16 protein-coding genes and 1 riboswitch are annotated in these 20,976 nt (G+C 71.5%); of the genes, 5 read left to right on the forward strand and 11 right to left on the reverse strand.

What is annotated here, in order from left to right; genetic code table 11:
* Positions 1–17 precede the first annotated feature (17 nt).
* Genes O7546_RS17970 through O7546_RS17985 form a run of 4 tightly spaced genes read left to right on the forward strand, consistent with a single transcriptional unit; the run spans position 18 to position 5,975 of the window.
* Positions 18–1,661, forward strand: a complete 1,644-nt coding sequence (locus O7546_RS17970) for an extracellular solute-binding protein (RefSeq protein ID WP_281599587.1) — start codon at positions 18–20, stop codon at positions 1,659–1,661.
* A complete protein-coding gene (locus O7546_RS17975; protein WP_281599589.1) occupies positions 1,658–3,184 on the forward strand; it encodes a xylan 1,4-beta-xylosidase in 1,527 nt (508 codons plus the stop codon). The genes O7546_RS17970 and O7546_RS17975 overlap by 4 nt, the downstream gene beginning before the upstream one ends.
* Complete coding sequence (locus O7546_RS17980) at positions 3,181–3,867, forward strand: hypothetical protein (RefSeq protein ID WP_281599591.1); 687 nt, start codon at positions 3,181–3,183, stop codon at positions 3,865–3,867. The genes O7546_RS17975 and O7546_RS17980 overlap by 4 nt, the downstream gene beginning before the upstream one ends.
* The gene (locus tag O7546_RS17985) at positions 3,864–5,975 is read left to right on the forward strand and encodes an alpha-glucuronidase (protein WP_281599593.1); all 2,112 of its coding nucleotides are present in this window, start codon (positions 3,864–3,866) and stop codon (positions 5,973–5,975) included. The genes O7546_RS17980 and O7546_RS17985 overlap by 4 nt, the downstream gene beginning before the upstream one ends.
* A 10-nt stretch (positions 5,976–5,985) precedes the next feature.
* On the opposite strand, the gene manD is transcribed toward O7546_RS17985, so the two are convergent.
* From manD to O7546_RS18025, 8 genes are all read right to left on the reverse strand, one after another.
* Positions 5,986–7,194 carry a D-mannonate dehydratase ManD gene (gene manD / locus O7546_RS17990; RefSeq protein ID WP_281599595.1) on the reverse strand — a complete coding sequence of 403 codons (1,209 nt, stop codon included), beginning with the start codon at positions 7,192–7,194 and terminating at the stop codon, positions 5,986–5,988.
* An 83-nt stretch (positions 7,195–7,277) separates the two neighbouring features.
* On the reverse strand, positions 7,278–7,448 hold the full coding sequence (locus tag O7546_RS17995) for a hypothetical protein (protein WP_013287071.1): 171 nt from the start codon (positions 7,446–7,448) through the stop codon (positions 7,278–7,280).
* A 67-nt stretch (positions 7,449–7,515) separates the two neighbouring features.
* On the reverse strand, positions 7,516–7,746 hold the full coding sequence (locus O7546_RS18000) for a hypothetical protein (protein WP_281599600.1): 231 nt from the start codon (positions 7,744–7,746) through the stop codon (positions 7,516–7,518).
* A 207-nt stretch (positions 7,747–7,953) separates the two neighbouring features.
* Complete coding sequence (locus O7546_RS18005; RefSeq protein ID WP_194802744.1) at positions 7,954–9,114, reverse strand: alkaline phosphatase PhoX; 1,161 nt, start codon at positions 9,112–9,114, stop codon at positions 7,954–7,956.
* A gap of 109 nt (positions 9,115–9,223) precedes the next feature.
* Positions 9,224–10,075: a nuclear transport factor 2 family protein gene (locus O7546_RS18010; RefSeq protein WP_194802743.1), complete on the reverse strand. Its 852-nt coding sequence runs from the start codon at positions 10,073–10,075 to the stop codon at positions 9,224–9,226.
* Positions 10,076–10,114: 39 nt separating this feature from the next.
* Positions 10,115–11,122 (reverse strand): sigma-70 family RNA polymerase sigma factor, encoded by a 1,008-nt coding sequence (locus tag O7546_RS18015; protein WP_194802817.1) that lies wholly within the window; start codon positions 11,120–11,122, stop codon positions 10,115–10,117.
* A 205-nt stretch (positions 11,123–11,327) separates the two neighbouring features.
* Complete coding sequence (gene metE, locus O7546_RS18020; protein ID WP_269697244.1) at positions 11,328–13,577, reverse strand: 5-methyltetrahydropteroyltriglutamate--homocysteine S-methyltransferase; 2,250 nt, start codon at positions 13,575–13,577, stop codon at positions 11,328–11,330.
* A 115-nt stretch (positions 13,578–13,692) separates the two neighbouring features.
* Positions 13,693–13,912: riboswitch (cobalamin riboswitch) on the reverse strand.
* Between the two features lie 111 nt (positions 13,913–14,023).
* Positions 14,024–15,616: a beta-1,3-glucanase family protein gene (locus tag O7546_RS18025; RefSeq protein WP_194802741.1), complete on the reverse strand. Its 1,593-nt coding sequence runs from the start codon at positions 15,614–15,616 to the stop codon at positions 14,024–14,026.
* Positions 15,617–15,783: 167 nt separating this feature from the next.
* Between O7546_RS18025 and O7546_RS18030 the strand changes: the two genes are divergently transcribed.
* Positions 15,784–16,224, forward strand: coding sequence for a hypothetical protein (locus O7546_RS18030; RefSeq protein ID WP_194802740.1), 441 nt, complete (start codon positions 15,784–15,786; stop codon positions 16,222–16,224).
* A 73-nt stretch (positions 16,225–16,297) separates the two neighbouring features.
* Here O7546_RS18030 and O7546_RS18035 read toward each other — a convergent pair whose 3' ends face one another.
* The 3 genes from O7546_RS18035 to O7546_RS18045 form a co-directional block, all read right to left on the reverse strand.
* Positions 16,298–18,001 (reverse strand): tetratricopeptide repeat protein, encoded by a 1,704-nt coding sequence (locus O7546_RS18035; RefSeq protein WP_194802739.1) that lies wholly within the window; start codon positions 17,999–18,001, stop codon positions 16,298–16,300.
* 254 nt (positions 18,002–18,255) lie between these two features.
* Positions 18,256–19,581: a polysaccharide pyruvyl transferase family protein gene (locus tag O7546_RS18040; protein WP_194802738.1), complete on the reverse strand. Its 1,326-nt coding sequence runs from the start codon at positions 19,579–19,581 to the stop codon at positions 18,256–18,258.
* Between the two features lie 151 nt (positions 19,582–19,732).
* The gene (locus O7546_RS18045) at positions 19,733–20,929 is read right to left on the reverse strand and encodes an alkane 1-monooxygenase (RefSeq protein WP_194802737.1); all 1,197 of its coding nucleotides are present in this window, start codon (positions 20,927–20,929) and stop codon (positions 19,733–19,735) included.
* Positions 20,930–20,976: the final 47 nt, after the last annotated feature.

The following is a 20,976-nucleotide window of genomic DNA, read 5'->3' on the forward strand; positions in this document are numbered from 1 at the left end:
ACCGGAAGGAAGAATCCATGGCCCAGCTGTCCCGGCGCCAGGTACTGCTCGCCAGCGGCGCGGCCGCCGTCGTCGCCCTGGCGGGTTGCGGCGACGACACCCCGGACAAGAAGGACCTCGACCGCAACCGTACGGGCGCGATGGACAAGTACGGCATCGGTGACCAGTTCAAGGCCACCGAGCCGGTCACGTTCTCGATCCTCTACAACAACCACCCGAACTACCCGCTCAAGCCCGAGTGGCTGTTCTGGACCGAGCTGGCCCGGCGGACGAACGTCAAGCTGGACCCGGTCGCCGTGCCGCTGAGCGACTACGAGCAGAAACGCAGCGTGCTGGTCGGCTCCGGCGACGCCCCGCTGATCATCCCGAAGACCTACCACCCGCAGGAGAACTCGTACGTCTCCTCCGGCGCCATCCTGCCGGTCAGCGACTACCTCGACCTGATGCCGCACTTCAAGGACAAGATCGAGAAGTGGGGACTCCAGCCGGAGATGGACACGCTCCGGCAGGAGGACGGCAAGTTCTATCTGCTGCCCGGCCTGCACGAGAAGCCCTGGCAGGACTACACCCTCGCCGTGCGCACCGACGTGCTGGAGCAGTTGAAGATCCCGTCCCCGACCACCTGGGACGAGGTGTACGCCATGCTCAAGGCGATGAAGGCGGCCCACCCGGACGTCATCCCGTTCTCCGACCGCTTCGGCAAGCCCAACCCGGCCGGCAACCTGCTGAACATGCTGGCCCTCGCACACGGCCTGCCCGGCGCCGGCTGGAACTACCAGCCGACGAGCTGGGACGCCGGGGCCGGGAAGTACGTCTTCACCGGCGCCTCGGACGGCTACCGGCAGGTGGTGGAGTACCTCCACAAGCTGGTCGCCGAGGGGCTGCTCGACCCGGAGACGTTCACCCAGACCGACGACCAGGCCCGGCAGAAGCTCGCCAGCGGCAAGTCCTTCGTGATCAGCACGAACGCGCAGACCCTGGTGAACGACTACCGCCCGGACATCGCGAAGATCAACCCGAACGCCCGGCTCGGCAAGATCCTCTTCCCGATCGGACCGGCCGGCCCGGTCAACCCGGCGAGCCGGCTGGAGAACGGCGTGATGATCTCCAGCAAGGCCCGCGACGGCAAGAACTTCGTGGCCATGATGCAGTTCGTCGACTGGCTCTGGTACTCCGACGCCGGCCAGGAGTTCGCCAAGTGGGGCGTCGAGGGAACCACGTACACCACTGACGCCTCGGGCAAGCGCAGCCTCGCCCCGGACGTCAACGTCATCGGGCTCAACCCCAAGGGCAGCAAGCACCTGCAGAAGGACTTCGGCTTCTACAACGGCGTCTTCGCCTACGGCGGCAAGCTCGACCTGGTGCAGTCGTTCTTCTCGCCCGAGGAACTGGAGTTCCAGAAGGAGATGAACGCCCGCAAGGCCGCGCCCTGGGTGACTCCGCCACCCGCGCCGCTCAGTGATGAGGAGCGCGAGCAGACGACGCTGTGGGCGACCGCGCTGAAGGACCACGTCACCCAGAACACGCTGAAGTTCGCCCTCGGCCAGCGGCCGCTGAGCGAGTGGGACGCCTACGTCTCGGAGCTGAGGGGCAAGAACGCGCAGGCCTACACCGACCTGGTGAACAAGGCGTACGACCGGTACCGCAAGAACCACGGATGACGCGGCTCCTCGTCCCCGACCGGCCGGCCGGCCGGCTGACCGACGCCTGGCGCACCTGCGTGGGCACCGGCCGGTTCGACCTGGCCCTGCGACGCGACTATCAGGACTCGCTGGCGCTGGTGCAGCGGGACATCGGTTTCCGGCACATCCGCGGGCACGGGCTGCTCAGCGACGGCGCCGGCGTGCACCGCCCCTACGACTACCAGGGCGAGCGCCGGGTGCGGCACGTCTTCACCTACGTCGACCAGGTCGTCGACGCCTACCTCGCGATGGGCATCCGGCCCTTCGTGGAGCTGGGGTTCATGCCCTCGGCGCTCGCCTCCGGCGACCAGACGGTGTTCTGGTGGCGGGGCAACGTCACGCCACCCCGGTCGTACACCGAATGGGGTGACCTGGTCCGCGCCACGGTGGCCCACCTGGTCGACAGGTACGGCCTCGACGAGGTGCGCGGCTGGCCGATCGAGGTCTGGAACGAGCCCAACCTGACGGCGTTCTGGGCGCGCGCCGACCAGGACGCCTACCACCGCCTGTACGAGGTGTCGGCGCACGCCGTCAAGGACGTCGACGCGGCGCTCCAGGTCGGCGGCCCGGCGCTGTCCCCCGGCGCCGACGAGTGGCTGAAGCCGTTCGCCGAGTTCGTCACCGACCGCGACGTGCCTGTCGACTTCGTCAGCCGGCACGCCTACACCTCCGGACCGGCCCGGCACCTGCCGTTCGGCACCCGGCAGACCCTCGCACCGGCCGCGGAGCTGCTGGAGCAGTTCGCCGCGCCCCGCCGGCACCTGGCCGGCACCGCGCTGGCCGACCTCCCGGTGCACATCACCGAGTTCAACTCCTCCTACCGGCCGGACAACCCGATCCACGACACGGCCTTCCACGCCGCCTACCTCGCCCCGGTGCTGGCCGGCGGCGGGGATCTGGTCGACTCCTTCTCCTACTGGACCTTCAGCGACGTGTTCGAGGAGGAGGGGGTGCCGACCGCGCCGCTGCACGGCGGCTTCGGCCTACTCACCCACCGGCAGGTCAAGAAACCCACCTACCACCTGTACACGTTCATGGCCCGGCTCGGCGACGAGGTGCTCGCCCGCGGACCGGACCACCTCGTCACCCGGCACCCCGACGGCCGGGTCGCGGTGCTGGCCTGGGCTCCCGTCGACGTCACCGGCCGGGAGCCGGCACCCGAGCGGCACACCCTGTCGCTGTCGGTGCCGATCGGCCCGCCGGGCACCGGTTCGGCGTTCCTGCTCCGCTCGTCGGTGAGCGAGGACGCCGGCAACGCCTTCGCGGCCTGGCGGGAGATGGGCAGCCCGCACTCGCCACGGCCCCGGCAACTCGACGCGTTGCGGGAGTCCGCCGAGCCGGCCCGTACCCATCGCGCAGTGCCGGTCGCGGCCGGGCGGGCCGACCTCGACCTCGTCCTCGCCCGGCACGAGGTGACGCTCGCCGAGTTGACTCCGGTGGTGGACGAGACCCCGCCGTGGTGGGACGACAGGGTGCTCGACCCACCCGGGGACCGGCGGTGACCGGCGCGGCCGGCGGGCTGCGGGAGTTCGGCGACGGCCCGTTGTCGCGGGCCGCCGCAAGGGTCCACACCCTGCTCGTGGTCGAACTGCTGCTCCTGGTGAGCGTGCTGCCCGGCCTGGCCGTGCTCGTGCTGCTCGACCGCGACAACAGCAACCTCCCGCTGGTCGCCGCCGCCGCGCTGCCACTCGGTCCGGCCGTCTCGGCCGCGCTGTACACGCTGCGGCACCAACGCCCCGACCTGACCGATCTCCGTCCCGCCGCCACCTTCGGCCGGGCGTACCGGGCCAACCTGCCGGGCGTGCTGCGCATCTGGGCGCCGACGCTGCTGTGGCTGGCCGTCATCGCTGTCAACCTGGCGAACCTGCCCGCCGCCGCCGTCCCCGGCTGGTGGGCAGTGCCGCTCGTCGTGGTCGGGGCGGGCGTGGTCCTGGTCGGGGTCAACGCGCTGGTGATCGTCTCCCTGTTCACCTTCCGCACCCGCGACGTGCTCCGGCTCGCCGTCTACTACGTGGCGCGCAAGCCGGGCGTCACGGCCGGCAACGTCCTGCTGCTGGCCGCCGCCGGCGTCACCGCGGTGTTCTCCGAGGCGGTACTCGCCCTGCTCGCCGCACTCCTGGTGCTGGCGCTGCTGCGGATCGGCGACCCCATGATCGACGAGATCCGGGCGGAGTTCACCGCATGAGCGTTCCGGTCACCGGCCGGGCGTCCGCCGACGCCGGCGAGTCGGCCTGGCACGCCGCCTGGCTCCCACCAGCGGCGTTCCGCGAACTCGGCTCGCGCGGGGTGCTGGTGCACGGCGACGGCCTGCTGGTCGACACCGTCCTCGACGAGGTGAGCCGGGCCTGCACCCGGTACGGCGGACGGCTCTGGCACGGTCCACCGTGGCCCGTCGACGCCGACCTGGTGCTGGCCCTGCGCGGGGCCGGTCCGGTGCCGAACGCGGCAGCCGAGACGGCCCGGCTCGGCGCGACACCGGCGGTGAACGGCACCGGGGACGGCTCCCTCGGCGACGAGGGGTACCTGCTGACGCGGGTGGACGGCGTGACAGTGGTCCTGGCCGACGCGCCGGCCGGCCTGCTGTACGGGATGTTCCACGTGGTCCGGCTCGGCGCGGCGGCCTTCGACGACGATCTGCCGGCGCGGCGGCACCGACCGGCACTGGACCGGCGGATGCTCGACCACTGGGACAACGTGGCCGTACACCCGGTGTCGGGCCAGGTCGAGCGGGGCTACGCCGGCGGCTCCCTGTTCTGGTGCGACGGCGCCGCCCGGCGCGAGCCCGCCCGGCTCCGCGACTACGCCCGCCTGCTCGCCGCCTGCGGCGTCAACGCGATCTGCGTGAACAACGTCAACGTGCACGACACCGAAGCGCGGCTGCTGACCGACCGGCTCGGCGACGTCGCGGAGATCGCCGAGGTGCTCCGCCCGTACGGCATCCGGGTGCATCTGGCGGTGACCTTCGCCGCCCCGGTGGTCCTCGGCGGCCTGCCCACCGCCGATCCGCTGGACGAACGGGTACGGGCCTGGTGGGCCGCCGCCACCCGCCGGGTCTACCGGCGGATCCCCGACTTCGGCGGGTACCTGGTGAAGGCCGACTCCGAGGGCCGGCCCGGCCCGTTCGCGTACGGGCGCGACCACGCCGACGGCGCGAACCTGCTCGCCGAGGCGCTCGCCCCGCACGGAGGCGTGGTGCGCTGGCGGGCGTTCGTCTACGACCACCACCAGGACTGGCGGGACCGGTCGACGGACCGGGCGCGGGCCGCCTACGACCACTTCGCGCCGCTGGACGGACGGTTCGCCGACAACGTGATCCTCCAGGTGAAGTTCGGCCCGATCGACTTCCAGCCACGCGAACCGGTGTCCCCGGTGCTCACCGCGATGCCTGCGACCCGGCTGGCGGTGGAGGTGCAGGCGACGCAGGAGTACACCGGCCAGCAGCGGCACGTCTGCTACCTCGCGCCCTGGTGGAGCGAGGTGCTGCGGTTCCGGCCGTGGGGCGAGGCCGGCGGCACGATCGCCGACGTGGCGGCCGGCCGGGCGGGCACCGGCGGCGGCCTGGTCGCCGTGTCCAACGTGGGCGACGACAGCTTCTGGACCGGGCACCCGCTGGCCCAGGCGAACCTGTACGCCTTCGGCCGGCTCGCCTGGGATCCGCTGCTGGATCCCGGCGCGATCCTCGACGAGTGGATCGACCTGACCTGGCTGCCGGTCACCACCGGCGATCCGGAAGCGGTGCGGCGGACGATGCACGCGATCATGGACGATTCCTGGCGCACCTACGAGCGCTACACCGCCCCGCTCGGCGTCGGGTTCATGGTGCGGCCCGGTCACCACTACGGGCCGGACGTGGACGGCTACGAGTACACGCCGTGGGGCACGTACCACTTCGCCGACCGTGACGGCGTCGGGGTGGACCGGACCCGGGCGACCGGGACCGGGTTCACCGGCCAGTACCCGCCGCCGTGGGCAGAAGTGTACGAGTCACGCGAGCGCTGCCCGGACGAACTGCTGTTGTTCTTCCACCACGTCCCGTACCGGCACGTGCTGCACAGCGGCCGTACCGTGATCCAGCACATCTACGACACGCACTTCGCCGGGGTCGAGGAGGTGGCGGCGATGCGGGAACGGTGGCGGCTCGTCGCCGGGGCGGTCGACCCGGCCGTCCACGACCGGGTGGCCGAGCGCCTCGACGAACAGCTCCGCAGCGCGGTGGAGTGGCGGGACCAGATCAACACCTACTTCTTCCGCAAGTCCGGGGTGCCGGACGCGCACGGTCGCCGCATCCACTAGACCGGCGCGGTCACCAGGGGTGCACGGTGCCGTCCGTCAGCCGGTTCACCGGCAGGTAGGCCGGCGCGTACGGGTAGCGGGCCGCGGCCTGCTCGTCGATGTCCACACCGAGCCCCGGAGTCTCGGCCGGATGCAGGTAGCCGCCGTCGTAGTGGTAGCCGTGCGGGAACACCTCGTCCGTCTGCTCGGTGTGCCGCATGTACTCCTGCAGACCGAAGTTGGGGATGGCGAGGTCCAGGTGCAACGCGGCGGCCATGCAGACCGGGGACAGGTCGGTGGCTCCGTGCGAGCCGCTGCGGACGTGGTGCAGCGCGGCGAGGTCGAAGATGCGTCGCAGGTGGGTGATCCCGCCGGCGTGGACCACAGTGGTGCGCACGTAGTCGATGAGCTGTTCCCGGATGAGCTGGGCGGCGTCCCAGATGCTGCTGAAGACCTCGCCGACGGCGATCGGCGTGGTGGTGTGCGAGCGGATGAGCCGGAAGCCCTCCTGCAGGTCCGCCGGGACGGGATCCTCCATCCAGGTCAGCGCGTACGGCTCCAGGCTCCTACCGAGCCGCGCCGCCTCGATCGGGGTGAGCCGGTGGTGCACGTCGTGCAGCAGCCGGAGGGTGGGCCCGAACTCCTCGCGGACCCGGGCGAACACGCCCGGCACGTGGGCCAGGTAGGCCTCGGTGGACCAGGTCGTCTCGCTCGGCAGCGCGGCGTCGGCGGGCTCGTAGAACATCTTGTCGGCGCTGACGCCGTACGTCCGGGGCAGGCCGGGCACGCCGCACTGCACCCGCACCGCGCGGTAGCCGAGGTCGACGAAGCGGGCGACCTCGGTCAGCACCTCGTCGACGGTCTCGCCGTTCGCGTGCCCGTAAACGGTCACGCCCTCACGGGACCGGCCGCCGAGCAACTGGTAGACCGGCAGCCCGGCGACCTTGCCCTTGATGTCCCACAGCGCGGTGTCCACGGCGGCGACGGCGCTCATCGTGACCGGTCCGCGCCGCCAGTACGACCCCTGGTAGAGGTACTGCCAGGTGTCCTCGATCCGGGCCGGGTCGCGCCCGATCAGCAGCGGCACGACGTGGTCGCGCAGGTAGGACGCGACTGCGAGTTCCCGGCCGTTGAGGGTGGCGTCGCCGACGCCGGTGACGCCGGCGTCGGTGACGACCTTCAGGGTCACGAAGTTGCGGCCGGGGCAGGTCACGATCACCCGGGCGTCGACGATCCTCATCCGGTCTCCCCTGCGGTCGGCGCGCCGGTCACCACAGAATTATCCATCATCGTCGATCAGTCGGGTGCCCCGGCGCCGGCCGGTCAGGCCGGTTCGGGCACGCCCCCGGGCTCCCCGTCGTCGGGCATCGGCTCGACCGGCGCCTCGGGCAGCTCGCCCGGCGTGTCCGGGAGGAGTTCGCCGGGGTCGTCCGGCACGTCCTCGCGGGGGTCGATCGGCGGGTACACCTCGGGATCGAGGTCGGGGTTGGTCATCGGCTCAGTATCCGACGCCTGAGCCGGGACCGCCCGCCGAGCACGCCGGCCCCTTTGCCGCCCCCTGTCACGAACCCTCACCGTCGCCGGTCGACGGCGCGGACGGCCGGTCCGCCGGCTTGCGCCACCACAGCCACACCCCTGCCAGCAGGCACGCCGCGCCCCCGATCGCGACCGCCGACTCGGCCGGTTCGGAGAGGTCGTCGAGGAACGGGAAGGTGTGGGTGGCCGCCATCGCCAGAAGCCCGATCAGCAACAGGAGGCCGGCCGCGATGCGCTGGAGAATCATGCGCTTCATTGGATCATGACCTCGCCACAGCCGGCGGACACGGTGCCGCTCCCGCAGAAGGACGAGGTCCCGGGATGTTGGCCAGCGCGTCTGTCCCGTAAGACAGTGGAAAGAACGGCTCGTCCGACCTCGGCCGCCGGTGGCACGGGGCGCTGACCGGAGCGCCGACCCAGCCGTACGCCGGCCCCGTGGTGGCCGGCCGCGGCCGGGAGCCGGTCATCGGCGGAACGGCCCGGTGACGCAGTAGGTGATGCCGCCGGACGACGAGCCGGTCGTGCCGCGTTGCGAGGAGAAGTACAGCCGGTCCCCCGCCGGGGTGAACGCCGGCCCGGTGATCTCCGAGCCGCTCTGTCCGGTGATCCGCAGGAAGACCGAGATCTTGTCGTCGGGCGTGATCATGCAGATCTCCATGTTGCCGCCGTCCTCGGCGACGTACAGGTCACCTGCAGTGGACCCGGTGATGTTGTCGACCCCGGTCAGCGGAGGGGTGCCCGGACTGACCAGGTTGTCGTCGTAGGCGAGCTCGTACGTGCCGGAAGCCAGGTTGACCTGCCAGACGCGGTTGTCGCCCTTCGTGGTGAACCAGACGGTGTCGTCCGCGTAGTGACAGCCCTCGCCGCCGTTGAACGTCTTCGCGCCGGACACCTGCTGCCGGGTCGGGGTGGGCGAGCCGTCCGGATCGGGCACCGTGGCCCAGGTGAACGTGCCGGAGGTCGCCGTACCGGCGCGGAAGACCTGGAGGGTTCCGGCGGAGAGGTCGCCCCAGGTGGCCGGCACGAACCGGTAGAACTTGCCGTCGGTCTCGTCCTCGGTCAGGTAGACGACCCGGCGGACCGGGTCGGCCGCTGCGGCCTCGTGCTTGAACCGGCCCATCGCGGGACGCGCCACGGCGGTCCCGCCGAGGGGGTACGTCTCGAAGACCCGGCCCAGGGACACCTCCTCGCAGGAGAGCCAGGTGTTCCACGGTGTCTTCCCGCCGGCGCAGTTGTTGTCGGTTCCGGCGAGGATCCGCGACGCCCCGATCACGGCACCGCTGGAGTCGAAGACGAGTCGTGAGGCACCGCCGCCCGCCCCGGCTGACACCTCGGAGTTCGACACGTAGATCCAGCCGGTGCCGTTCGGGAACACGGCGCCACCGTCCGGAGCGTCGTGCCAGGTGTACGACGTCCCCGGCACCGTCCGACGGGACCGCGCGACGATCGAGCTGGTGAAGCCGGCCGGCAATTGGATGCCGTTGGCGTCGGCGGGCTGGAGCCCACCGTAGGGGCCCGCCGCGTTCTGCGCCGGGGCTCCGTACGCGGCCGACCATGCCGTGAACGGCAGGGCGACAGCGCCCGCACCGACAACAGTGGCCCGCAACATCGTTCGACGATCCATGGAACCTCCTCCGTAGGTTCCCCAGATCCGACCGTGCGGAGCTTACGCGCGCCGATCTGTTGGATGAACGTCGATGGACGACTCGGTGTGCGACGTCGTGCTCGCGCCGCTACGGGCGCAGATCCGTCCGCGCCGTCCCGGTCGAGGGGTCGTACGGGTAGGAGAGGTGCTGGTGGGTCATCAGCCAGGCCCCGTCGCGTCGCTGGAAGACCCGGGTGCCCCGGGACCAGCTCTCGATCGACGGACCAAGGTTCGGGCGTACCGAGACGTGGTTGAGGCCCCACGCGACGGCGAGGTCGCCGTCGACCACGATCGTCAGGTCGGGCACGTCCCAGGCGACTGATCCGTCACCCGACGCCGCCAGGCCCGCCGCGCAGATCTCGCGGACCGCGTTCACGCCGACGTGTCGCAGCGGCTGGTCGTGCTCGTACGAGACCACGTCGTCGGCGACGGCCTCCATCAGGGCATCGAGATCCTTGGCCGCGGTGCCGTCGAACCAGCGCCGGTGGAGCCCGCGTACCTCCGCCTCGGCGACGGCCGCGTCCGGAGCCGCCTCGGCGGCGGGATCGGCGAGCGGGAAGGAGTGGTGTTCGTGGGTGACGACCCACCGGCCCTCCCGCCTCCGCAGGCCGAACGTCACCCGCAGGCGGTTCGCCGGACGTGCGGCGAAGTCGGCCGCCGTGCCGCAGCGCACGAGCGCGTACGCGAAGGCCACGTCCTCGCCTGCGACGACGTCCAGCGACTCGACCTCGAACGACGCGCCCTGTGCCTGCCACCTGAAGAAGGGCGGCCAGATCTCCCGGTAGGCGTCCAGCCCGCGTACGCCCTCGTACGGCGGCGGCACGTCGAACATCACCAGGTCCTCGGCATGGTCGGCCAGGACGCCGGCAAGGTTCCCGTCGTGAACCGCGGCGGCCCAGCGCTCGACCAGGGCGCGGATCTGTTCTTCGTTGCTCGGCATGTCGGCTCTGCCCTTCGTGGCTGGTGAAACCCGTCAGGACTACAACCCCGACCGGACCGCGAACTCATCGCGTCCGCGCGAACTTTCCGGCAGCCGATCCGGCAGGTCGAAGGCGGGCAGGCGCGCGTCGAGGAACGAGACGACCTCGGCCACCCGGCGCCCCCGCAGCACGAGCAGGTCCAGCCCCGCCGGCAGGTAGGCGGCAGCCGAGTCGTCCCACAGGTACGTCCCGAAAGCGAGCTGCCCGTTGGCACTCGCCCGCCGGAACCGCCACCTTCGCCCCGCGGTCACCTCAGCCAGGAAACCGCGGATCTGCGCATGGCCCTCGTACCAGATGGTCAGCGGCGGCATCGAGTACCGCGCGTCCTCCGTCAGCATCGCCACGATCGTCTCGACGTCGCCGGACTCCCACGCCTCGGCGTACCGCCTGGCCACCTCCCGCTGCCCCGCGTCGCCCAGGTCGGCGAGGATCCGCTGCTGACTGTCCGGCGGCGTCAGCCCGGCGACGATCCGGCGGGCGCGCTGCATCGCGCTGTTGACCGCGGCGACGGTGGAGACCAGCATCGCGGCGGTCTCCTCGGCGGAGTACCCGAGAACGTCGCGCAGCAGCAGAACGGCACGTTGTCGCGGTGGCAGATGCTGCAACGCGGCGACGAACGCGAGTTCCACGGCCTCCCTCGCGATCACGTGGGCCTCCGGGTCCGGCTGGACGGACGGGGCCGCGAGGCGGTCCGGGTACGGTTCGAGCCAGCTCACCTCGGCCCGGGACACGCCCTGGGCGGTGAGATCGGTGGGCAGTTCACGCCGCCCGCGCGAGTGGAGGAGAGACAGCGACCGGTTGGTGGCGATCCGGTAGAGCCATGACCGGATCGAATGCCCCTCGAACCGGTCGACAGCCCGCCACGCCCGGTCCATAGTGTCCTGAACCGCGTCCTCCGCGTCGTGGAAGGAACCGAGCATCCGGTAGCAGTGCGCACGCAGCTCGTCCCGCAGCGGCGCGACCAGGCGACTGAAGGCCGCGCCGTCGCCCGCACGCGCCGCAGCCAGCAGCGTTGCCGTCAGGTCCTCGCCCGACGGACCGGCCTCCACCGATGGTTCGCCCCGGCTCACCGCCTCAATCTAGTGCCGGACACCGTCCTGCGTGCCTGGTCTCTGCCCCCGGCGGACGCCGGCGGTCGGGGCACGGTCTGTCAAGGGCTGAACCGGGTCCGGGCCGGGCGGAACGGCGCGGCGTTCCGCCCGGCCCGCCGGCTCAGCGTCCGCGCAGCTCGGCCGCGGCGGCGACCAAGTGCTGGAGGGACGCCTCGACCTCGGGATAGCCGCGCGTCTTGAGGCCGCAGTCGGGGTTCACCCACAGCCGCTCGGCCGGCACCGCGGCCACCGCCCGGCGCAGCGCGCCGACGACCTCGTCGTGGGACGGCACCCGGGGTGAGTGGATGTCCCAGACGCCGGGCCCCACACCTCGGCGGTATCCGATCGCAGCGAGGTCGTCGAGGACCTCCATCCGGGAGCGGGACGCCTCGATGCTTGTGACGTCGGCGTCGAGGGCGTCGATGGACGTGATCACCTCCCCGAACTCCGAGTAGCACAGGTGGGTGTGGATCTGGGTGTCGTCGGCGACTCCGCAGGTGGCCAGGCGGAACGCCCCGACTGCCCAGTCCAGGTACGCCTTCTGGTCCGCCCTGCGCAGTGGCAGCGTCTCACGCAGCGCCGGCTCGTCGACCTGGATGACCCGGATACCGGCTGCCTCGAGATCACGGCACTCGTCGCGCAGGGCGAGCGCGACCTGGTCCGCGGTGTCTGCCAGTGGCTGGTCGCTGCGGACGAACGACCAGGCCAGGATCGTGACCGGGCCGGTGAGCATGCCCTTGACCGGCCGGTCGGTCAGCGACTGCGCGTAGGTGGACCAGTTGACGGTCATCGGTGCCCTGCGTGCCACGTCGCCGTAGATGACGGGCGGACGCACGCATCGGGAGCCGTAGGACTGGACCCAGCCGTGTTCGGTGGCGGCGAACCCGTCGAGCTGCTCGCCGAAGTACTGGACCATGTCGTTTCGTTCCGGCTCGCCGTGCACGAGCACGTCCAGACCCAGCCGCTCCTGAAGCCGGACGACGTGCTCGACCTCGGCGCGCATTCGCCGGGTGTAGGCGGTGTCGTCGAGGCGGCCGGCTCGATGCTCGGCACGCGCGCGGCGCAGCTCGTCGGTCTGCGGGAACGATCCGATGGTCGTGGTCGGCAAGGGCGGCAGATTCAGCCGGGCCTGCTGTGCCGCCGCTCGCTCCGGGTACGCGCCGCGCCGCCGGTCCCCGGCGCGCAGTGCGGCGAGCCGGCCGCGTACGGTGTCGTCGCGCCATGCGGCGGGGGTGGGCGGCAGCGGCTCGGGCAGGGACGTGGTGCCGTTGCGCAGCGCGCGGCCGAGCCGAACGACCTCATCAACCTTCTGCCGGGCGAAGGCGAGCCGCTGAACCAACGCCGGGTCGAGGGCGGTCTCGGCGGACAGGTCCTCCGGCACGTGCAGCAGCGAGCACGAGGTGGACACGGCGACGTGGTCGGCGAGGGCGGCAACGGCGGCACCAGCCGCAACGGCGGCGCGCAGGTCGGTACGCCAGACGTTGCGGCCGTCGACGAGGCCGGCCACGATCGTCTTGCCGCGCAGCGGTCCCGCACCGGCCAGCCGCCGCAGGTTGCCGGGCCCGGCCACCAGATCCACGCCGACCGCTTCGACCGGCGTGTCGAGCAGGGCGGGCAGCGCGTCACCGAGCTCGCCGAAATAGGTGGCGACGAAGATCGCCGGCCGCTGTTCCACCGCGCCGAGCCGGGTGTACGCCTCCCGCAGCGCGTCGATCTCGGCGGTGCTCCGGTCGGCGACGTAGGCGGGCTCATCCAGCTGCACCCACCGCACGCCCGCCGCGGCGAGGGATCGCAGGATGTCGGCGTACACGTCGACCAGGTCGGTCAACCGGTCGAACGGTTCGCCGCGCGCCTCGGTGGGCTTGGCCAGCAGCAGGAATGTGGCCGGCCCGACCAGCACCGGCCGGCTGTCGATTCCCAGCTCGCGGGCCTCACGGTACTCGCGCAGCGCCTTGTCGGGATTCGCCGCGAAGGCGGTGTCGGAGCCGATCTCGGGAACCAGATAGTGGTAGTTGGTGTCGAACCACTTCGTCAGTTCGAGCGCCGGCTCGGCATCGACGCCCCGGGCCATGGCGAAGTAGGTGCCGAGATCGCCGAGGCCGAGCCGGGCGAACCGGTGCGGGATCGCGCCGACGGCGACGGCCGTGTCCAGCACGTGGTCATAGTAGGAGAACGTGTTGGACGGGATCGCGTCCAGGCGCGCGTCGCGCAGCGTCCGCCAGACCTTCGCCCGTAGCGCGGCAGAGGTCGCCGCCAACTCCTCGGCGTCGATCCGGCCCGCCCAGTAGGCCTCGACGGCCTTCTTGAGTTGCCGGTTGCCCCCGATACGCGGATAGCCCAGCACGGTGCTCTGACCGAATGCGGTACTCATGGAGATCCCTTCCCTCGAAGCACACGAGGCCGATCGGGGCAGGGAGGGAAGAGGTACAGGCGGCGTACCGGCTTCCGCACCGGCCGTCCCGAGCGACCGTCGGCGGCGCACACCGGACGGTGCACGCGGTGCGGGCAGGTCTTCGGACTCGCGGGCGCGACCGGATCCACCCGGTCACCTACTGGCCGTCGCTTCCCAGACCTCACGGTCCAGTGCTTCGATGACGGCTGTCGTTCCCACTCACCGCTGCGGGGCAGTCCCGGACTCACACCGGGTTCCCTCTTACGACGCCACACCCGTCACGGGCACGGCGAACCAGCACCGTTGTTCATCGTATGGGGCGGTGAGCCGACGTGGCCGGCGCGTCCGCCCTGCGGGACGGCAAGCCGTCGCGGCGGGTGGCGGGAGCGACTCGCGGTCGGCCCCCGCCCTCGTCGCAGGGCCGGTCAGCCCTTGCGCCACTTCTGGTTGGCCGTGCCCCCGCAGTCCCAGAGCTGGAGCCTCGCGCCGTCGCCGCCGTTCCAGTCCTTGATGTCGACGCACTTTCCGGCCTGGAGGTTGACCAGGTCTCCGGCCGCGTTCAGGGTGAACTGCTGGGCGCCGGTGCCGTTGCAGGTGTAGAGCTGCACCGCCGCCCCGTTCGCGGTGGAGCCGGCGTCGATGTCCATGCACTTGTTGTTCTGGCTCTTGAGCGCCGTGCCGCTGAACGTCCACTTCTGCGCGCTGGTGTTGTTGCAGTTCCACATCTGCAGCGGCGCGCGGTCGACGAAGTTGGAGCTCGGCACGTCGATGCACTTGTTGTTCCAGTTGCTGACCACTGGCACCCCGGTGGCCGGGGTGCCGCCGCCACCGCCGGTGAACGGGCTGAGGATCAGTCCGGCCGAACGGGGGTCGCCGTCGTGCACCAGCGACTCGAATCCGCCGACGTCGTCGAAGGCGAACGCGTACGCCCGGCCGTCGGTCATGTTGGCGTGGATCAGGCGGGCGTACTGGTTGGTGGGGTTGCTGCGGTAGAAGTCGGCGGCGTTCGTGCTGGGCTGGGTGTCGATGGTCCCGAGTGTGCCGCGGTTGAGGGCGGCGCAGAGCGTACGCGAGATCGGGCCGACCACCTGGTCGTTCGGCGCGGGCAGGTCGCCGTCGCAGCCCCAGACGCTGGCCGAGGAGGGCCGGTTGAAGGAGGCGACGACCTGGCCGCTGCCGTCTGTGAAGGTCATGGTGTTGCCCGAGGTACGGCCGTAGTACCGGATGGCCGGCTGGTCGGCGAAGGGCGCCACGGTCAGGGTCTTCGTGGTGTACGCGTTCCACGCGGACGCGATGTACGAGTCCAGGTACGTGGTGCTGAGCAGGCCGGCCCCGGCCGCCTTGCCCGGAGCCAGGACGCGCAGCACGGTCCCGTCGGAGCGGGTGTGGACGGTGCCGGCCCAGCCCGGCTGCGCCCGGATCCCGTCGATGACCGCGTTGCGTCCGTTGGCCACCACGTCGCCGGTGCGCTTGGTGACGCCGTTGGCGCCGGTCACGGTGACCGCGTGCGGGATCGCGAACATGTCGACCTGGGAGCTGTTGAGCCACAGCCCGGAGTCGTTGTAGGTGAACTCGCTCCAGTCGAACAGGATGTCGCGGTTCGCGTCACCGGCCGCCCAGGGCGCGGGCTGCACCAGTCCGTCCGGGGTGAGGAAGAACGTCAGCTTCTGCCCGAGGGAGAAGTAGGCCCGGCCGGAGAAGCCGCGGGGGAACTGGATCGTGGTGCTGCCGCCGTTGCCGGGGCCCGGTATGGAGACGTCCGGCGCGGGCGACGGCGGGATCTGCCCGCCGGTCCACGGCACGAAGGCACCGCCGGAGGTGACGTAGCCGAGCCGGCCGGAGGACAGCTGGACGCCGATGACGTAGAGGTAGACCGGGTCGCTGCGGCCGGTGGTGTTGGTGACGGTGACCGGTAGCAACGCCGGTCCGACCGCTTGGGCGGGCGTGGCGACGACGGCGCCGGTGAGCCCGGCGAGCAGGGCGGACGCGGCGGCGAGCAGCCTTCTTCGGAGACGCATGGCGACACCTCGCTGGAGACAGGGGGGACGGGAGAGCGCTCTCTCAGCAGGGTCCAATTGTTAATATTGTTTGTCAATAGGTGGTTGGCTATGGATCGGGGCCACCGTGAAGGTCACCGGTTGATTAAGATCCACTCCGGAACAGTCGACTGTGGATTGGGTGGTTCATGAGACGCATGCTTTCGGCGCTGACCGCGCTGGTGACCGTCGCGGCGGGCCTGACTGTCGGCGCCCCCGCCGCCCAAGCGGCCGGCTCCTGCTCGGGGACCATCACCTACAGCCAGGTGCAGTCGTCCGGGCTCGGTGAGCTGGTGATCTACTACAACAGCAGCAACGGCGGCACCAACAGCGCCTGCTTCTACCACCGCGGCGCGGCGTACGGGAAGTCGGCGCCCACCTTCGTGCAGATCTACCGCTGCGCGGAGCGGTCGGGCGAGGGCGCGCACTGCACCCGGTCGGGCGGCGCGGACACCAATTCCGGTGACTTCAGCTATTACGCCGGCCCGGTCGCCGTCACCGGCACGGCGAACTACTGCGTCGAGGCGGTCGGCTACATCGGATGGGCCGGTCAGCGCCACCAGATCTACAGCCGCCGCCAGGGCTGCTGAACCCGCTCCCCCTCCCCCCGGCCGGGGCCGGGGGGAGGGGCACGATGAGCGCCGGTTCCCCGGCCGGGCCGGGTCAGACGGCCAGCGCCCGGCGGCACCGGGCGAGTTCCGCTCGCAGATCCCGCCGTAGGGCCCGGTCCAGGCCGGGCTGGGCGAGCGCCTGGGCGAAGTCGCGGGCCGCCTCGTCCCACCGGCCCAGCCGGGCCAGGGCCGTACCCCGGTTGTAGCGCGGCACGGGAGCCTCCGACAGCGCCACCGCCCGGTCCAGGTCGTCGAGCGCGGCGGCCACGTCGCCGCGCTCGAACCGGGCGGCGGCCCGGTTCGTCCACGCCTCCACCAGCTCGGGGTCCCCGCTCAGTGCCCGAGTGAGCAGTTCGTCGGCCTCGGCGGCCCGGCCACGCTCGGCGAGTACCAGGCCCAGGGTGCACAGCAGCGCGGGCTCCTGCGGAGCGCCGGCCAGCCCGGCCCGCGCGCTCGCCTCGGCGGCGTCCAGCGCGCCGCGCTCCACGTGCAGGTTGACCAGGGCGATCCGGGCGTCGAGGTGCCCCGGTTCGATGGCGAGCACCCGCACCAGGTCGGCGCGCGCCCGCTCGGGGCGGCCCCGCTCCTGCTGGAGCGCGGCCCGGTTGTAGTACGCCTCGGGCAGGTGCGGTCCCAGCCGGATGGCGGCGTCGTAGTCCCTGATCGCGGCTCGGGTCCGGCCCGCTGCCCGGTAAAGGGCGGCGCGGTCCACGTAGTACTCGCAGTTGCCGGGGTCCTGAGCGATCACGGTGTCCAGGTCGGCCAGCGCCCGCGCCGGGTCGCCCAGCGCGAGGTACACCTGCGCCCGGTTGTGGCGCAGCCGGGCCAGGTCCTGCGGGCGTTCACCGGGACCGAGCGCGGCCGTCAGCCGGGCCAGCCCGTCGTCCACGAGCCGCAGCGCCCGGTCGGGCCGGCCTGCCCGGCTGTCCAGCAGTGCCAGGCCCTGCTCGTAGAAGACCGTCGACAACAGCCGCTGGCGTGGATCGGCCAGCTCGGCGGCGAGGTACAGCGCCCGCTCCAGCCACTGCCGGGCCAGCGCCGGGTCCTGGTCGGCCGCCGGCAGGTGCCGGGCGTGCAGCATGGCGGTGGCGTACGCCGCCGACATCGTGATCTTCGGATCGTCGGTGGCGGCCCGCGCCTCGTCGTAGAGATCGAGCGCCTCGGCGGCCCGGTTCAGGGCCGCCAGGGCGGTGGCCAGGCCGGTGGTGAACGCCCACCAGTGCCGCAGGTCGCCGTCGGGGGTGACCGCCGCCCGCCCGCGCCGGGCGACCCGGGCCGCGTGGTGGTAGTAGCCGCTGGCCAGGCTGTCGCCCAGGGCCCGCCGCAACGCCTGCGGGGTGCGCTCGTCGGGCGCCGGGCCGGGGGCACCGTCGTCGCGCAGGTCGAGGCGCAGCGGGGAAGGCCCGAGCCGGCGGGCCAGCGCGCCCAGCAGTTCGGCTGTCGTCTCGTCGGCGCCGGCGACGTGATCGAACCGGACGGTCACGGGCCGCCGGCGTGTGCCGGCCCAGGCTGCCACGAGTTCCGCCGCACCGTAGGCCAGGCAGGCGGTACGACGAGCCGGGTGGAAGCGGATCGGCTCCTCCTCGCCGGCCGGCCGGGCCGCCGGATCGAGCCGGGGAACGATCGCGTGCAGTTCGACCGCGTGCCGGGCCGCCAGGCGGGGCCGGTCGGCGGCGACGCGACCGAGGAAGGCCGAGACTCCGGCGTACGGTCCGTGGTCGCGGTGGCAGTCGTAGCGCTCCGCGCCGTCCGTCACCGCAGGGGCGGGCGCCGCAGGGGCGGGCGCCCGGAAGCGCCCGCCGGGCCGGCAGTTACCAGCACCACTCGATCCACAGCCGGCGTGCGCCGGACACCAGACGGAGTGCAGTCGTGCGACGGATGGTCATCGTCCTCATAGGAACCTCCGATGTGATGCACCTCAGGGCTGGCCCAGAGCGTAATGCCGGTCGATGGGAATAAGAAGGGTTCTCGCGATTCGCGGCCGGCGGAGCCTGCGCAGGCGTACGACGGTCAGCGCGACAGCATCCGGCGGACCCGGCTGCCCACCGCCTGCTTGACCTGGTCGCGCAGTGGCTGCGCGCGGCGTGCCTTGAGCTTCTGCTGCAACGTCTGGTTCTCGTCCCGCAGCCACTGCATGCGCGCCAGCAGTTCCTCGGCGGTGTAGGCGGAGGCCGGCCGGACCGCCGGCGGGTAGACGGTTCGGCGGACCTGCTCGTCGAAGCGGACCGCGCTGTCCCCGTCGGCGAACGAGAGGCCGAGGTCGTGCTTGGCGAGGAACGCGCTGATCCGCGCGAACCGCTCCTTGTGGCCCTCGTTCAGTGCCGAGTAGTCGGCTTCCTCGTAGAGCTGGGCGGCGTCGACGTCGGCCGGCACGTCGCGCATCAACCGGTGCGGGATGTCGAAGTAGCGGGCCAGTTCCAGGGTGCGCGAGTCGTGTGCGAGGAGATAGCCGGGAGTGCCGGAGATCAGCGCCGTGATGGTGCCGTGGATCCTGGTGCCGAAGGCGAAGTCGAATCCGGCGAGATACTCCATCCAGGGCCACGGGTCCATGAACATCCGCACCTTGTCCTCGACGAAGAGCGGATGTGAGGTGTGGATCGGCATGTCGTCGGTCTTGCCGCGCAAGTTCGGTGCGTCGCCGTAGAGCAGGGTGCCCAGGGCGTACAGGCCCTGCGCGATGTAGCGCAGGTTCGGGTAGCGCTGGTGGTGGTGCCGGACGAGCGGGGCCAACGCGCGGACGTAGGGCGAGATGACGAACGCGAGCCGGTCCTCGGTCCTCAGGGCCGCCTTCGCCTTCTCGACCCGGAGGCTGTCGCCGTGCAGGAACATCGACGGGCAGCCGATCTGCTCGACGGCGGAGAAGCCCAGCTTCCGCAGGTAGTTCTCGCTGATCTCGCCGCGTACGCCGATGCTGTGCGACCGGTCCAGCACCGCCCGGCAGAACGCCTTCACCGGCTCGTCGATCGGGCGCAGGGACTCCAGGCCGCCGTCCACGTCGGTCTGCGCCCCGACCCCGAGCACCACCACCGGGATCTTGAGTCGCTCGATCAGCCGGGCCATCGACATCAGCCGGTTCGCGTAGTCGTGGCGGAACGCGTTCGCCAGCGGGATCACGAAGACGTCGTACTTCTCGTTGATCTCGTCGGCATCGCGCGGGTCCGCCCGGAACCGCGACGGGGTGATCTCCGCCGTCGAGGTGGCCAGCAGCTTGTGCGCGGCGTGGCTGAAGACCAGGTTGCCGCTGTTCTTGCCGATCCAGTCCCGCTCGTAGGTCTCCTCGGCGGTGACGACGTCGAACGGGCCCTTGCGGGCTCGCAGCAGGATCCGCTGGTGCATCCGGGGTGTCCACCCTTCGTCCCGGACGCCGCGGCGCCCGGCGAGGCCGAGGCGGCGCGATCGGCCGGGCGCGGCCCCGTTCCGTGCAGGAACAGAGATCCTACGCCTTGACACAGAGAGGTGCCGTCAGCCCCACACTTCCCGGGTCGGGTCAGGCGGCGTGAACCGCTGTGGTGTCCGCTGCGGGCCGGCCGTAGCGGCGACGCAGCCGGGCCTCGGCGCGGGGGTTGCGATTGGCGAGGTTCAGGTCGCCGCCGTAGTGCGCCAGAACCCGTGGGTTCATCACCCGATACCACAGCGGCGGGACGAGAGCGAGCAACACCATCGAGGCGTAGCCTCCGGGCAGTCGCGGCGAGACGTCGAAGCTGCGCAGCGTCTGGTAGCGGCGCAGCGGGTTGGCGTGGTGGTCGCTGTGGCGTTGCAACTGGAAGAGGAACACGTTGGTGACGACGCGGTCACTGTTCCAGCTGTGCCGTGGGTCGACCTTCTCGAAGCGGCCGGTGGCGGTGCGCTGGCGGCACAATCCGTAGTGCTCGAGATAGTTGACCGCTTCCAGCAGCGAGAAGCCGACGATCGCCTGCAGGAACAGGAAGGGCACGAGCCGCCACCCGAACACCGCGATCAGCAGGGCGAAGAGCACGACGGTCATGAGCCCGGCGTTGAGCAGGTGGTTACGCAGCGTCCACGGGCTCTTGTGGCGCAGCCGGAAGCGGCCGGTCTCCAGCCGCCACGCCGAGATGAGGCTGCCGCAGACCGTACGTGGCCAGAACGAGTAGAAGCTCTCCCCCAGCCTGGCGCTGGCCGGGTCCTCCGGTGTGGCGACACGGACATGGTGTCCGCGGTTGTGCTCGACGTAGAAGTGGCCGTACCCGGTGGGCGCGAGTGCGATCTTCGACAACCACCGCTCGACCGTCTCGCGCTTGTGGCCGAGCTCGTGTGCGGTGTTGATGGCCAATCCGTTGACGATCCCGATGGTGGCGACCAGGCCGGCGGCGCCGGCGGCACCGAGACCGCCGCGCGTCCAGACCCATGCGCCGAGCAGCAGTGCGGCGTACTGCACCGGTAGGAACAGGAACGTGATCCAGCGGTAGTAACGGACCTCCTGCAACCGCCGGGCGATGTCGTCGGGCGGGTTCTCTCCGTCGTCACCGAGCAGCACGTCGATGATCGGGATGAGTCCGAAGACCACCGCCGGGGTGAGCCACCAGGCAGCGGGGCCCGCGCCGGCCCGCCACAACGCGTACGCCAGAAACGGCAGCACCGGCACGAGGAGAGCCAGTGGCCACAGGTGCTTCTTGCCGTCACGCCAACCGGCGGCGACTGCTGGAGCATCGGTCGAGGTCTGCATGTCCCGCCTCCGGAGTGTCGAGCGCTGCGTCGACTGTCACACGGATA

This window comes from Micromonospora sp. WMMA1976 (genome assembly GCF_027497335.1).
In the GTDB taxonomy this organism is placed as follows: Bacteria; Actinomycetota; Actinomycetes; order Mycobacteriales; family Micromonosporaceae; genus Micromonospora; species Micromonospora aurantiaca.

What these genes read in the sequence shown, in the direction of transcription:
- O7546_RS18025 (WP_194802741.1), bottom strand. Translation starts at nt 15,616, where the DNA reads ATGCGTCTCCGAAGAAGGCTGCTCGCCGCCGCGTCCGCCCTGCTCGCC.
- O7546_RS18005 (WP_194802744.1), bottom strand. Translation starts at nt 9,114, where the DNA reads ATGGATCGTCGAACGATGTTGCGGGCCACTGTTGTCGGTGCGGGCGCT.
- O7546_RS18000 (WP_281599600.1), bottom strand. Translation starts at nt 7,746, where the DNA reads ATGAAGCGCATGATTCTCCAGCGCATCGCGGCCGGCCTCCTGTTGCTG.
- metE (WP_269697244.1), bottom strand. Translation starts at nt 13,577, where the DNA reads ATGAGTACCGCATTCGGTCAGAGCACCGTGCTGGGCTATCCGCGTATC.
- O7546_RS17985 (WP_281599593.1), top strand. Translation starts at nt 3,864, where the DNA reads ATGAGCGTTCCGGTCACCGGCCGGGCGTCCGCCGACGCCGGCGAGTCG.
- O7546_RS17975 (WP_281599589.1), top strand. Translation starts at nt 1,658, where the DNA reads ATGACGCGGCTCCTCGTCCCCGACCGGCCGGCCGGCCGGCTGACCGAC.
- O7546_RS17970 (WP_281599587.1), top strand. Translation starts at nt 18, where the DNA reads ATGGCCCAGCTGTCCCGGCGCCAGGTACTGCTCGCCAGCGGCGCGGCC.
- O7546_RS18010 (WP_194802743.1), bottom strand. Translation starts at nt 10,075, where the DNA reads ATGCCGAGCAACGAAGAACAGATCCGCGCCCTGGTCGAGCGCTGGGCC.
- O7546_RS17995 (WP_013287071.1), bottom strand. Translation starts at nt 7,448, where the DNA reads ATGACCAACCCCGACCTCGATCCCGAGGTGTACCCGCCGATCGACCCC.
- O7546_RS18040 (WP_194802738.1), bottom strand. Translation starts at nt 19,581, where the DNA reads ATGCACCAGCGGATCCTGCTGCGAGCCCGCAAGGGCCCGTTCGACGTC.
- manD (WP_281599595.1), bottom strand. Translation starts at nt 7,194, where the DNA reads ATGAGGATCGTCGACGCCCGGGTGATCGTGACCTGCCCCGGCCGCAAC.
- O7546_RS18030 (WP_194802740.1), top strand. Translation starts at nt 15,784, where the DNA reads ATGAGACGCATGCTTTCGGCGCTGACCGCGCTGGTGACCGTCGCGGCG.
- O7546_RS18045 (WP_194802737.1), bottom strand. Translation starts at nt 20,929, where the DNA reads ATGCAGACCTCGACCGATGCTCCAGCAGTCGCCGCCGGTTGGCGTGAC.